This window comes from Streptosporangium roseum DSM 43021 (assembly GCF_000024865.1).
In the GTDB taxonomy this organism is placed as follows: Bacteria; Actinomycetota; Actinomycetes; order Streptosporangiales; family Streptosporangiaceae; genus Streptosporangium; species Streptosporangium roseum.
The window spans coordinates 9,390,657-9,403,558 of sequence record NC_013595.1; the positions used below are offsets into that span (position 1 = coordinate 9,390,657).

11 protein-coding genes are annotated in these 12,902 nt (G+C 72.1%); 9 read left to right on the forward strand and 2 right to left on the reverse strand.

Translation table 11 applies throughout. The features are described from left to right. The 6 genes from SROS_RS41115 (at position 1) to SROS_RS41140 (ending at position 7,146) form a co-directional block, all read left to right on the forward strand. Complete coding sequence (locus SROS_RS41115) at positions 1-387, forward strand: tautomerase family protein (protein WP_012894884.1); 387 nt, start codon at positions 1-3, stop codon at positions 385-387. A 100-nt stretch (positions 388-487) separates the two neighbouring features. Further along, on the forward strand, positions 488-1,234 hold the full coding sequence (locus tag SROS_RS41120; RefSeq protein WP_043653982.1) for a 3-hydroxybutyrate dehydrogenase: 747 nt from the start codon (positions 488-490) through the stop codon (positions 1,232-1,234). Positions 1,235-1,282: 48 nt separating this feature from the next. Beyond that, a complete protein-coding gene (locus SROS_RS41125; protein WP_245564462.1) occupies positions 1,283-3,181 on the forward strand; it encodes a helix-turn-helix domain-containing protein in 1,899 nt (632 codons plus the stop codon). A 220-nt stretch (positions 3,182-3,401) separates the two neighbouring features. Beyond that, entirely contained in the window at positions 3,402-4,718 is a 1,317-nt protein-coding gene (locus SROS_RS41130; RefSeq protein WP_012894887.1) for an MFS transporter, read from the forward strand. Between the two features lie 19 nt (positions 4,719-4,737). Further along, the gene (locus SROS_RS41135; protein WP_012894888.1) at positions 4,738-5,751 is read left to right on the forward strand and encodes an alpha/beta fold hydrolase; all 1,014 of its coding nucleotides are present in this window, start codon (positions 4,738-4,740) and stop codon (positions 5,749-5,751) included. A 3-nt stretch (positions 5,752-5,754) separates the two neighbouring features. Continuing rightward, the gene (locus SROS_RS41140) at positions 5,755-7,146 is read left to right on the forward strand and encodes a 3-hydroxybutyrate oligomer hydrolase family protein (protein WP_012894889.1); all 1,392 of its coding nucleotides are present in this window, start codon (positions 5,755-5,757) and stop codon (positions 7,144-7,146) included. On the opposite strand, the gene SROS_RS41145 is transcribed toward SROS_RS41140, so the two are convergent. After that, on the reverse strand, positions 7,131-9,107 hold the full coding sequence (locus SROS_RS41145; RefSeq protein ID WP_012894890.1) for a glycosyltransferase family 2 protein: 1,977 nt from the start codon (positions 9,105-9,107) through the stop codon (positions 7,131-7,133). The two genes, SROS_RS41140 and SROS_RS41145, sit on opposite strands and share 16 nt — an antisense overlap. 60 nt (positions 9,108-9,167) lie before the next feature. Next, positions 9,168-9,872 carry an aggregation-promoting factor C-terminal-like domain-containing protein gene (locus tag SROS_RS41150; RefSeq protein WP_012894891.1) on the reverse strand — a complete coding sequence of 235 codons (705 nt, stop codon included), beginning with the start codon at positions 9,870-9,872 and terminating at the stop codon, positions 9,168-9,170. Between the two features lie 326 nt (positions 9,873-10,198). Between SROS_RS41150 and SROS_RS41155 the strand changes: the two genes are divergently transcribed. From SROS_RS41155 to SROS_RS41165, 3 genes are read left to right on the forward strand one after another with little or no spacing between them, the layout of a single operon-like run. Continuing rightward, positions 10,199-10,873, forward strand: coding sequence for a response regulator transcription factor (locus tag SROS_RS41155; RefSeq protein WP_012894892.1), 675 nt, complete (start codon positions 10,199-10,201; stop codon positions 10,871-10,873). Next, the gene (locus SROS_RS41160) at positions 10,870-12,276 is read left to right on the forward strand and encodes a sensor histidine kinase (protein ID WP_012894893.1); all 1,407 of its coding nucleotides are present in this window, start codon (positions 10,870-10,872) and stop codon (positions 12,274-12,276) included. The genes SROS_RS41155 and SROS_RS41160 overlap by 4 nt, the downstream gene beginning before the upstream one ends. Beyond that, complete coding sequence (locus tag SROS_RS41165; protein ID WP_012894894.1) at positions 12,273-12,848, forward strand: hypothetical protein; 576 nt, start codon at positions 12,273-12,275, stop codon at positions 12,846-12,848. Before SROS_RS41160 ends, SROS_RS41165 begins: the two co-directional genes overlap by 4 nt. Positions 12,849-12,902 lie beyond the last annotated feature (54 nt).

The following is a 12,902-nucleotide window of genomic DNA, read 5'->3' on the forward strand; positions in this document are numbered from 1 at the left end:
ATGACCCAGATCAAGTTCTACGGCCGCCGCGACGTCTGGTCCGGACGGCGCCAGAAGATGTCGGACACCGTGCACGGCTGCCTGAACGAGGTGTGGCGGCTCCCTGCGGACAAGAGGTTCCACCGGTTCCTGCTACTGGACGCCGAGGACCTCGTCTGCCCGCAGCGCAGCGAGCGGTACCTGATCGTGGAGATCATCTGTTTCCAGGGCCGGTCGGACGAGGCCAAGCGTGACCTGATCCGCACCCTGTTCGCCCGCGCCCAGGAGGAGCTCGACCTCCCCGCCGAGGACCTGGAGATCGTGATCCTGGAATCGCCACAGGTCAACTGGGGCATCCGCGGCATGCCCGGCGACGAGCTGGCGCTCACCTACCCGGTGACCGTCTGATCGTCGCGGGCTGGATCCGCCCCGCACACATAGATCGCGGCAGGACTATGGCGACTGGCGACATGGGCCGGGATTCGGCTGATTGCCTAGATTCGGCAGCATGAGCGACCTAGCGGGGCGGCGAGCCGTGGTGACCGGGGCGGGCAGCGGGATCGGGCGCGCCTGCGCGCAGCGGCTGGCCGCAGCCGGCGCGCATGTGGTGGTGGTCGACATGGACGCCGAGGCCACGGCGAAGGTGGCCGCGGAGGTCTCCGGGACACCGGTGGTCGCGGACCTGTCGGCTCCGGACTTCGTGGACGCGCTGCCGGGCGGCGTGGACATCGTGGTGAACAACGCCGGGTTCCAGCACGTCGCGCCGGTCGAGGACTTCCCGCCGGAGATCTTCTCGAAGATCCTCAAGGTCATGGTGGAGGCGCCGTTCCTGCTGGTCCGGGCGGCTCTGCCGGGGATGTACGAGCGGGGCTGGGGACGGATCGTCAACATCTCCTCGGTCCACGGGCTCCGCGCCTCGCCGTACAAGTCGGCGTATGTCACTGCGAAGCACGCGCTCGAAGGGCTGTCGAAGGTCATCGCCCTGGAAGGCGCTCCGCACGGCGTCACCTCCAACTGCGTCAGCCCCGCCTACGTCCGCACCCCGCTGGTGGAGAACCAGGTCGACGCCCAGGCCGAGAGCCACGGCATCGGCAGGGACGAGGTCGTCGAGCAGATCATGTTGGCCCCCGCCGCGATCAAGCGGCTGATCGAACCGGAGGAGGTCGCCGAGCTGGTCGCCTACCTGTGCGGCCCGCACGGCTCGTTCGTCACGGGGACCTCCCTGCCCGTGGACGGCGGCTGGACGGCGCGCTGAGCCGCGGCGCGCAGCGTCGCCATGAGAGTCACCATGAGAATGGAAGACATGAGCGCACGGGTCTTTCTCGAACTGCTGGCCAGGGAGGCGTCGGCGGTCGAGTTCGAGGGGCCCATCCTGGCCGCTAGAGCCGGTGGGGCCGACGCGGCGGCGCTGGCCGAGCTGGAGGAGGCCAAGCTCGCCGCGCTGAAGGTGCGGGCGCTGCTGCGGCGCAGGGCCAAGCGCGAGGCCGAGCTGTCGGCGCTGTTCGACACCGCGGGCGACCTGGCCGGCCTGCGGGACCTCGACGCCGTGCTCGAAGCCATCGTGCACCGTGCCAGGCAGCTCCTGGGCACCGACGCCGCCTACATGACGCTGCACGACCCCGAGCGGGGCGACACCTGGATGCGGGTGACCGACGGCTCGGTCTCGGCCAAGTTCCGCGCGCTCCGGCTGGCCATGGGCGCCGGGCTCGGCGGGCTGGTGGCCCAGACCGCCACGCCGTACGCGACGGCCGACTACTTCGCCGACGAGCGCTTCCGCCACAAGTTCCACATCGACGACGCGGTGACGGAGGAGGGCCTGGTCGCCATCCTGGGCGTGCCGCTCAAACTCGGCGCGCGGGTCATCGGGGTGCTGTTCGCGGCCAACCGGAGCGTGCGGCCGTTCACCCAGGACGAGGTGGTGCTGCTCGGCTCGCTGGCCGCGCACGCGGCGGTCGCGATCGACAACGCCCGGCTGCTGCAGGAGACCAGAAACGCCCTGGAGGAGCTCAGCGAGGCCAACCGGCAGGTGAACGCGCACAGCGAGGCCGTGGAGCGGGCCGCGCTCGCGCACGACCGGATGACCGGGCTGGTGCTGCGCGGCGGCGGGGTCGAGGACGTCGCCGCCGTGGTCACCGAGGTGCTCGGCGGCTCGCTGGTCGTGCTGGACGACGTGGGGCGGCCGATCACCGGCGACGCGGGAGGGCTGGCGCGGGAGGGCGGCCCCGAGGACGCGGGGCAGGGGCCCGAGGCGACGGCGGCGGTGATCGCGGAGGCCGCGCGGTCGTCCCGGGCGCTGGGCCGTACCGTCAAGAAAGGCAACCTGCTGGTCGCCTCGGTGGACGTGGGGGCCGAGCCGCTGTGCACGCTCGTGCTGCGGGCCGACGGCCAGGTGGCGGACACCGACCAGCGCATCCTCGAACGGGCCGCGCTGGTCACCGCGCTGCTCCTGCTGTTCCGGCGGACGGTGGCCGAGGCGGAGGGCCGGGTCAGGGGTGAGCTGCTCGACGACCTGATCTCCCGCCCCGCCCTCGACGGCCTGGTCCAGCGGGCCCGGCGGGTCGGGGTGGAGCTGGAGGCCGACCACGTGGTGGTCGTGGTCCGCCACGGCGGCCGGCGCGAGCGCGCCGCCTTCTGGGCCTCCTCCCAGGCCACGCTGAGCCACGGCCTGGCGGCCCTGCGCGGGGACGAGGTGGTGCTGCTCCTGCCCGGCGACAGACCTGGCCACCTGGCCAAACGGGTGGCGGCCGAGCTCAGCGCCTCCCTCGGCCACCCCGCCACCGCGGGCGCCTCCGGCCCGGTGCGCGGTCCCGCCGAGGTCGCCGCCGCCCACCGCGAGGCACAGCGCTGCGCCGACGCCCTGCTGGCCCTGGGCCGGGCCGGGGAGGGCGCGAGCGCCACCGAGCTGGGCTTCGTCGGGCTGCTCGTCGGCGACGGCCGCGACATCGAGGCGTTCCTGGGTTCGGCGCTCGGACCGGTGATCGACTACGACGCCCGCAGGGGCACCGCCCTGGTGCGCACCCTCACCGCCTACTTCGGCGCGGGCGGCTCGCTCTCGCGTACGGCCGAGGCCCTCCACATCCACGTCAACACCGTCACCCAGCGGCTGGACCGGATCGCCCAGCTCCTCGGCGCCGACTGGCAGGCCCCTGAGCGCGCCCTGGAGATCCAGCTCGCCCTCCGCCTCCACCGCCTCAGCCGGTAGGCCGGACGCCCCGCAGCCGGTCCCACAGCCCCTCCCGGGGGCCTGTGGGGCCGGCCGTCACGTCTTGCGCCCCGCCCTCCTCCCGGCGCTCCGCGTGCCGGACGGGGACACCCACATAGCCCGTCCGCCCGGTATGGAGGCCGGACCCATAGGAGTGACGCCGGTCACTACGTACCGTGAGCCGACATCCCCCCAACAGCGCTACCCATTGGTGAGTGAGATGTCAGAGAAAACCCGCACCCCCATCGGAAAGATCGTCGCGGCCAGCCTGATAGGCACGACGATCGAGTGGTACGACTTCTTCCTGTACGGCTCCGCCGCCGCGCTGGTCTTCCCCGCGCTCTTCTTCCCCAAGTCGGACCCGCTCACCGGCACCCTGCTGGCCTTCCTCACCTACGCGGTCGGCTTCGTCGCCCGCCCGCTGGGCGCGCTGGTCTTCGGCCACTACGGCGACCGGCTCGGCCGCAAGAAGCTCCTGGTCATCAGCCTGCTGCTGATGGGCGGCGCGACCTTCCTGATCGGCTGCCTGCCGACCCACGCGGCGATCGGCGCGGCGGCCCCGCTGCTGCTGACCGCGCTCCGGCTCGTCCAGGGCTTCGCCCTCGGCGGCGAGTGGGGCGGCGCGGTGCTCATCGTCTCCGAGCACGGCGACACCGCGCGGCGCGGCTTCTGGGCCTCCTGGCCGCAGGCCGGCGCCCCCGGCGGCAACTTGCTGGCCACCGCCGTCCTCGCGGTCCTGGCCGCGGTCCAGTCCGACGAGGCCTTCCAGAGCTGGGGCTGGCGCGTGCCGTTCCTGCTGTCGGGCGTGCTGGTGCTGCTCGGTCTCTGGATCCGGCTGTCCATCAGCGAGTCGCCGATCTTCCAGCAGGCCGTCGCCAACGCCAAGCCCTCGCGGAGCATGCCCATCGTGGAGGTCTTCCGGTACCACTGGCGTGACGTGATCACCGCGATCGGCGCCCGCTTCGCGGAGAACGTCTCCTACTACGTGCTCACCGCGTTCGTGCTGGTCTACGCGACGACCGAGGCCGGGCTGGCCAAGCCCGTCGTGCTCAACGCGGTGCTGATCGGATCCGCCGTCCACTTCTTCTCGATCCCCCTGTGGGGCGCGCTCTCCGACAAGCTCGGCCGCCGGCCGGTCTACCTGCTCGGCGCGGCCGGGGTGGGCCTGTGGTCCTTCGCGTTCTTCCCGCTGATCGACACCAGGAACTTCGCCGCTGTCACCCTGGCGGTGACGGTCGGCCTGATCCTGCACGGCGCGATGTACGGCCCGCAGGCGGCGTTCTTCTCCGAGCTGTTCGCCACGCGGATGCGCTACTCCGGCGTGTCGATCGGCGCCCAGCTCGCCTCGATCGTCGCCGGCGGCCTGGCCCCGCTGATCGCGGTGGCGCTGCTGGGGGCCTACAACTCCTCGTTCCCGGTCATGCTCTACGTGGCCGGCGCGGCCGTGCTCACCCTGATCACCGTGTTCGTCTCCCGGGAGACCCGGGGCCGCGACCTCGCCACCCTCGGCGACGCCGAGAACTCCACCGCCCGCTGAGCCGTACGGAGAACATTCGATGCGCCTGGACAACCGGCGGGTGCCCACCGCCCGGATCACACAGAACGTGCTGTCGGCCGGCGAGACCGGAGGCGAGGCGGTCCTGTTCGTGCACGGGAACGTGTCGAGCGCCGCCTTCTGGCGGGGCACGCTGACGGCCCTGCCCGGCGGCTACCGGCCGCTGGCGGTGGACCTGCGGGGCTTCGGCGACACCGATCCCGCGCCGGTCGACGCCACCCGCGGCTTGCGGGACTACTCCGACGACGTGCTCGCGCTGATCGACGCCCTCGGCCTCACCGGCGTGCACCTGGTGGGCTGGAGCATGGGCGGCGGGGTCGTGCTCCAGGCGCTGCGCGACCGGCCGTCCGCCGTGCGGAGCGTGACGCTGGTCAACCCGGTCTCGCCGTACGGCTTCGGCGGCACGCACGGGCCGGACGGCGCGCTGAACCACCCCGCCGGGGTGGGCGGCGGGGCGGGGGCGGCCAACCCCGACTTCGTGCGGCTGCTCGCGGCCGGGGACCGCTCGGACGGCTCCCCGGTGTCACCGAGGAACGTCTTCCGGGGCACCTACGTCAAGCCCGGCACGGTGATCGAGGACGAGGACGCCCTCGTGGAGTCGATGCTGTCCACCAGGGTCGGCGAGGACAACTATCCGGGCGACGCGGTCTCCTCCGACGTGTGGCCCGGGGTCGCCCCGGGCACGCGAGGGCTGCTCAACGCGCTCGCCCCCACGTACTTCCGGCTGGACGACCTGCACGTGATCGACCCCAAGCCGCCGATCCTGTGGATCAGGGGCGAGGCCGACGTGATCGTCTCCGACACCTCGCTGTTCGACCTGGCCCACCTGGGCGCGCTCGGGGTCGTCCCCGGCTCGCCGGGCACCCCGGCGCAGCCGATGGTCACCCAGACCCGGGCCGCGCTGCGGCGGTACGGCGACCACAGCGAGGTCGTCCTCGACTGCGGCCACAGCCCTCACATCGAGCGGCCCGAGGAGTTCCGCGCCGCCCTCGTCGACCACCTGAAGCGGAGCTGACCGATGCGCACACCGTCAGGATCCCGCGGGCGCGCCGTGCCCGCCGCCGGGCTCGGCGCCCTCACCGCCGTCATCACCGCCGCCGCCCTGCTGGCGGGCGCACCGGCCGCGGGCGCCGGGGCCTCCACCGGCCGGACCGCGGTGGACGGGCACTGCGCGCGGCTGGACCGGGTGACGGTCCCGGGGGCCGAGCACCAGGTGAAGGCCTGTCTGGACGACCTCACCACGGCGGGCACGGCGGTCTCCGGGCACACCGACCCGGCCGACTGGGCGGGGCTGCACCCCGCGGGGGCGGTCAATCCGAAGGACGTGCCCGGCATCCAGGTCGACGGCTACTTCCCCGACACCTCGACCTCCAACACCACCCACGGCTGGAACCACGACTCCCAGTTCGTGCTCCGGCTGCCCGACAGGTGGAACGGCGGCCTGGTCGTGGCGGGCACCCCCGGCAACCGGGAGCAGTACGCCAACGACTTCACCATCTCCGACTGGGCGCTGGCCAAGGGCTACGCCTACGCGGTGACGGACAAGGGCAACGTCGGGGTCGCCTTCCACCGGGACGGCCGCCGTCCGGGCGACGCGGTCGCCGAGTGGAACCAGCGGGTCACCCAGGTGGCGGTCGCCGCCAAGGCGACCATCGCGCGGCGCTACGGCAGGCCTCCCGAGCGGACCTACGCCGCGGGCATCTCCAACGGCGGATACCTGGTCCGCTGGCAGCTGGAGAACCAGGCCTGGCTGTATGACGGCGGGGTCGACTGGGAGGGCACGCTCTGGCGGGTCAAGGGCGACAACCTGCTCACCTTCCTGCCGCCCGCGCTGCGGGCCTACCCGAAGGGCGACACCCAGGCGATGTACGACGCCGGGTTCGCCAGGGGGTCGGAGTTCCTGTGGCCCTTCCACCACCAGTACTACTGGGACCTCACCCAGCGCCTCTACCGCGAGGAGCTCGACCCGGCCTTCGACGGCGACACCGAGGCGGGCACGCCCTTCTGCACCTCGGGCACCCCCGCCTGCGACGCCGACTACGACTACGACGCGCGCAAGCCGTACCGGGCGGTGGAGAAGATCGGGCTGACCGGCCGGATCGGCAAGCCGCTGATCACGGTCCACGGCACGCTCGACACGCTGCTGCCGATCTCCCGCTCCGGGGACGTCTACGCGGACATGGTCGGCGACCGCCGGCCGTTCCGGTACTACCGGATCACCGACGGCACCCACGTGGACAGCCTCTACGCCGCCTACCCCGACAGGCTCCGCCCGCTGCTGCCGTGCTTCCGCGGCGCGTTCGAGGCCCTGGAGGGCTGGGTGGAACGGCGGCAGAGCCCGCCGCCGAGCGCGACCCTGCCGCGTCCGGCGGGCGGGGACCTCGTCAACGACTGTCAGCTCGGCAGGTAGCGCTTCTGCACGGTCCGGGTCACCCGGGCCGCGTTCCGGGCCCCAGGCATCCGCAGCGCGACGCGCTTGAGCAGCGGATACCGGGGCGCGGGCGGCCCGGCGGCGGACTCGTGGATCTCCACCCGGCCGCCGCAGCCCATCCCGACCCGGAAGCGGAGCCCGGTCTCCTGGCCGTCCACCCGCAGGTACGGCACCCAGTCGCCCGGGGCGAGGGCGCCGTCGCGGGGTATCAGCCGGATGGGGACCTTGGCGACCAGCCGTCCGGCGTGCTGTCCGGGCACGCCCGGCTCGATCAGGGCGGGCGCGCAGACCTCGCGCTCCCGGCGCACCGCGTGGCGCAGCACCAGCTCGGCGGGCGGGCCCCCGCTCGGCGGCACGTACGGCACGGGCACGACGACGAAGACGTGCTCGCGCTGCCGGGTGATCGTCGTTCCCGGTGAGACCAGGACGATCGACTCGGCGAACGAGCGGGGCTCCACGCAGACGCCCAGCTCGCCCCTGTCGGACCACCAGGGGATGACCAGCCGCTTGGAGTAGTCGGCCAGCACCCCGGTGCAGTTCAGCGGGGACCCGGTGACGCGGGTGCGCGCGTGGTGGGCTCCGCCGTACATGCGCACGTGGATCTCCCAGAGGCCGGGGGGCAGCGGGTGGCCGAGGGCGGCGGAGTCGACGTCCAGCCGGGCCGTGCCGGCGGCCTGCAGCCTGACCCCGTTGCGGTGGCGCGAGCGCAGCATCGAGCAGGCCACCGGGAGGAAGTAGACGAGGCCGGTGTCCTCGTGCCTGACGTAGACCTCGAACCGGGCGCGGGAGGCGGCCTGGGAGACGTCGGCCATCTCGGGTGCAAGGCGGAGTCCGTCGAGGGGCACGGGCGGCTCCCAGAGCAGGCCGTCCTCGCCGTACGGCAGGAAGCGGATCGGGGACCCGTCCCCCCGGATGATCTCCACGGCGAGGCCCATGATGAACACGCCGTCGTCCCAGACGACCTCCCTGAGGTCGGCCTGCAGGTGGGTGCCGCGCATGGCCTCGGCCAGCACGACCAGCTGGTCGAGGCGGCCCGCGCGCAGCAGCGCGGCGCGGGCGCGCAGGTGCACGGGCAGGTGGGGGTCCAGGCGCGGGGGGAAGCGCTGGACGGCCAGTTCGCGCAGGGTGGTGAAGACGGCCGCCCGCTCCCTGGCGGAGGCGGACAGGAACCTCGCTCCCCCCAGCCGGCGCAGCACCGAGGTGCGGAACCAGTGCGCGTACATCCGGTCGCGCTGGCGTCCCGCGGGGACCTCGAAGTCGATGATGTCGAGCAGCTCGCGCAGTTCCGCGCCCCAGACGTAGGGGTTGACCTGCGACTCGGGACGCTCGTCGACGTGGCAGCAGACCTGGTCGGCCAGGATGGCGACGACCTTGGCCCGCAGGTAGGCGCGGATCGCGAAGGCCTGCTCGGCCAGGCGCCCGCCGGGGTCGGCGAAGCTCAGCACCTCGGCGTCCAGGAACGTCTTGCGGTAGAGCTTGTGCGGCGTGAGCAGCGAGAGCAGCCGGTCCCTGAAGAGGTCGGCGCGCTCCCGGTTGCCGTCGAACACGGTGGAGGGCGGCCCCTGGTCGTTGACCAGGCGTCCGATGAGGATGTCGGCGTCGGTCGCCACCGCGCGCTCGTACATCCGTTCCAGGGCGACCCGTTCCAGGCGGTCCGTCTGCTCCATCAGGTAGACGTACTCGCCCTTGGCGATCGCCATCCCGATGTTGCGCGCGCGCATCGGCGAGCCGTCGGGGCCGAGATGGAGCACCCGCACGTTCGGCCGCACCGCCGCGACGGCGTCGAGACGCTGCTGGATCCCGTCGTCCGACCCGTCGTCGGCGAAGATGACCTCGTACTCCTCCGAGGGCATCGACTGCTCCAGCACCGAACGGATACACGCGTCGGCGCTATCACCGGGGTTGTGCACCGGCACCACCACGCTGACCTTCACATCCATACGGCCAAGCGTGCGATGCCCACGGCCGGGAGGCGGCCAGACTTGCCGACTCCTGGTGTCTCAGTACCAGCCCTTGGCCTGGGAATGGCCCCAGGCACCACAAGGCGTACCGTAACGGCCCTTGATATAACCGAGTCCCCACTCGATCTGGGTGGCCGCGTTGGTCTGCCAGTCGTTGCCGGCGCTGGCCATCTTGTGCCCGGGCAGCGACTGGGGGATGCCGTAGGCGCCGCTGTAGCGGTTCATCGCCCGCTCGTTCCAGCCGCTCTCCTTCATCCAGAGCTTCTCCAGGCAGCCCCACTGGTCGGCCCAGCCGCGCGCGTCCAGCATCTGCTTGCCCAGCGCCTTGTTGCCGGTGGGGTTGGCGGTGCCGGGCGGGAGCTGCTGCGGGTCGAAGCCGCCGCCTCCGGGCGCCTCCGTGGGGATCACGATCGGGTCCAGCCTCTTGCGCTTGCCGCGCTCGGCGGCCAGCTGGTTCTCCTTGAGCGCCTGGGCCGCCTGGGCCTTGAGGATGTCGGCCTCGGGGTCGGCGCCGAACGGGTCGTCGCCGAGCATCTTCGACAGGTCGTCCAGGCTGAGCGGCGCGGGCGGCGGGGCGGAGGCGTTCTGGATCGCGGTGTAGACGGTGAAACTTCCACCGCCCACGAGGACCACGGCCACCGTGCCGAGGACGACGGCACGCATGGGGGTCAGCCACCCCTGCTTCTTGGCCTTGACCGGCTTGCCGGCCGTACGGCGGGGGCGGGGAGCCGAGTGCTCCTTCAAGTGCGGCGGTCCTGAACTCACGACCTATGAGCTTGCCGTGGACAGGGGGGTGGTCCGCAACCCAAACGGGAGAGTTGGTTGGTGTTCCCCCGCCTGTCCACCGATTTTTTTACCGCTCACTGGCTGGTTACATGGTCTTTCGTGGCATTCGGCCAGCTAGATGTGACTTTCATCACATTTACCGTCCGGGGCCTACCCCACGTGCCCCTGCGCCGAGGGGGAGTGCCCTTGTCAGGGTGTCATCGCCGCATCCGGTTCCTGTCCGCCTCACGTCACAGTTCCGTGACGGTGCAGGCTTTATCGGGCAATGGACGAATAATTACCAGGTGGCCGGCATCCTCCTTGTTGAAGACGATCCCTCGGTCCGGACCGGGCTCGAGCTGGCGCTGGCACGCCAGGGCCACTCCGTGACCTCCTACGCCAGCGGCGAGGAGGCGCTCGACCACATCCGGTCGCGCCGTCCGGAGATCGTCATCCTCGACGTCATGCTCCCCGGGATCGACGGGGTCGAGGTGTGCCGTCGCATCCGCAAGATGGACCAGTTGCCGGTCATCCTTCTCACCGCCAGGGGCGACGACCTCGACGTGGTCGTGGGACTGGAGGCGGGAGCCGACGACTACGTGGTCAAGCCGGTCGAGCCGCGCGTGCTGGACGCCCGGATCCGCGCCGTCCTGCGCCGGGTGGAGTCGGTCGCCTCCGACCGCATCACCTTCGGCGACCTGGTGGTCGACCGGGGGGCGCTCAAGGTGTCACTGGCCGGCCGGGAGATCCACCTGACCCCCACCGAGCTGCGGCTCCTGCTCGAACTGGTCCGCCATCCCGGCCAGGTGCTCAACCGCCGATACCTGCTGCGGGCCGTCTGGGACCACACCCACGTCGCCGACTCCCGGCTGGTGGACGCCTGCGTCCAGCGGGTCCGCGCCAAGATCGAGTCGGTGCCGGCCGAGCCCGACTTCATCCACACCGTCCGCGGATTCGGCTACCGGTTCAGCCCGCCGTGAGGCGTTCCTACACCGGGCTGCGCGGGCGCCTGGTCATCACCTTCACCCTGATCGCGGTGGCGGCCTCCGCGCTGGTCGCGGGGATCGGCTACGAGCTCGTCAAACACCGGGTGATCGACCTCGCCGAGCAGGTGGCCGTGCGCGACGTGCGCGACACCCTGGAGGGGACCAGGGTGCCCATCGGCGCGCTCTGGCCGGGCGACAGCCCGCCGACCGACGCGCAGATCAGCACGTTGCAGAAGAGCCTGCGCATGCGGGACGGCGGCGTGGTGGTCCGCTACGAGAGCTACCTCTACCCCGACGGCGACTTCAGCATGAACGACGTCCCCACCGACCTCGCCTCCGGGGCCGCCCGGCGGATGGTGACCAAGCGCCAGGTGATCGACGGGAGGATGTGGCTGCTCATCGGTACCCCCGTGTGGCGGATCGAGCCCATCCACATCGCCCAGCCCACCGGAATGAGCGTCTTCGTGTTCGTCCCGCTGACCGCCGAGGAACAGCTCCTGGCCGACCTGAGGCAGCCGCTGGCCGCCGCCGGGGCCATCATGCTGGTCATCGCGCTCGCCGTGGCCCTGGTGCTGGCCCGGCGGGTGCTGCTGCCGGTCCGGCGGCTCGGCTCGGCGGCCCGCGCTCTCGGCGCGGGGCACCTGGACACCCGCCTTCCCGTGCACGGCCACGACGAGCTCGCCGAGCTCACCGCGACGTTCAACGAGACCGCGGTCGCCCTGGAGCGCAGCGTGTCGGAGCTGCGCTCCCTGGAGGCGATGTCACGCCGGTTCGTGGCCGACGTCTCGCACGAGCTCAGGACCCCGCTGACCGCGATGACCGCGGTGGCCGACATGCTCTCCGAGGAGGCCGAACGGCTGCCCAAGGAGCCGGCGACCGCCGTACGGCTGGTGCTGCGGGAGATCGGGCGGCTGCGGACCCTGGTGGAGCAGCTCATCGAGACGAGCCGGTTCGACTCGGGCACGGCCACGCTGCACATGGACACCGTGAACGTCGCCGACGCGGTCCGGGACTGCCTGGAGCTGCGGGGCTGGTCGGACCAGGTGCGGGTGAACGTGCCGCAGGGGCTGGCCTTCTCCGTCGACCCCCTGCGTTTCGACGTGATCCTGGCGAACCTGGTGGGCAACGCCCTGCGCCACGGCGAGCCTCCCGTCGTGGTGGCCGCCCGCGGCACCCCGAACGGCCTGGAGGTGAAGGTGCGCGACCACGGCAGGGGCATCCCCCCGGCGGACCTGGAGCACGTGTTCAACCGTTTCTACAAGGCGGGCGTCCGGGGTGACGGCAGCGGCCTCGGCCTGTCCATCGCGCAGGCGAACGCCCACCTGCACGGCGGCACCATCTCGGCGCACCCGCAGGATCCGGGCACGCTCTTCACGCTCTGGCTGCCCTCGGCATGAGGCTCCGTGTCCCGGCCACCCCCGGCACGCGGCGGCTCGCGTGCCTGCTCGCCGCAGCCCTGACGCTGTGCGGCTGCGGAGTGGCCCCCACCTCGATCGAGGACCGGGGCCGCCCTCCGGTGATCAGCTACAGCCCCACGTGGGTGACGGTCTACCTGCTGCGCGACGGGCGGCTGGAGCCCGCCAACATCCCCGTGGCCTCCGACTCCGTCAAGGACATCATCTCCACCCTGTTCCGGGCCGGGAAACAGCCTCCGCGGGAGGGGCTGGGCAGCGCGCTCAACAAGTTCAGCCACTACGACACCGACACCACCCGATACTCCGAGACGGCCCAGCGCAACGACCCCGGGGGCAAGCTGGGATACCGGCTGAACGTGATCATCACCGGAGAGGGCGCGATCTCCAGGGCGGGCCTCGCCCAGATCACCTGCACCATCAGGCAGAACAAGCAGGAGAGCATCTGGAGCGTCGAGGTCACCCGGCTGTTCCCGGGGGCCCCGCAGTCGCTCGGGGAGCACACCTGCTTCGAGTTCCGGGACCTCGCGGCCGAAGGCGTACGGCTGCCCCCGTGACCGGCCGGGTCCCGCGGACCCCCGCGCGGGCGCCGGATGGCGACCGCGCGGGAC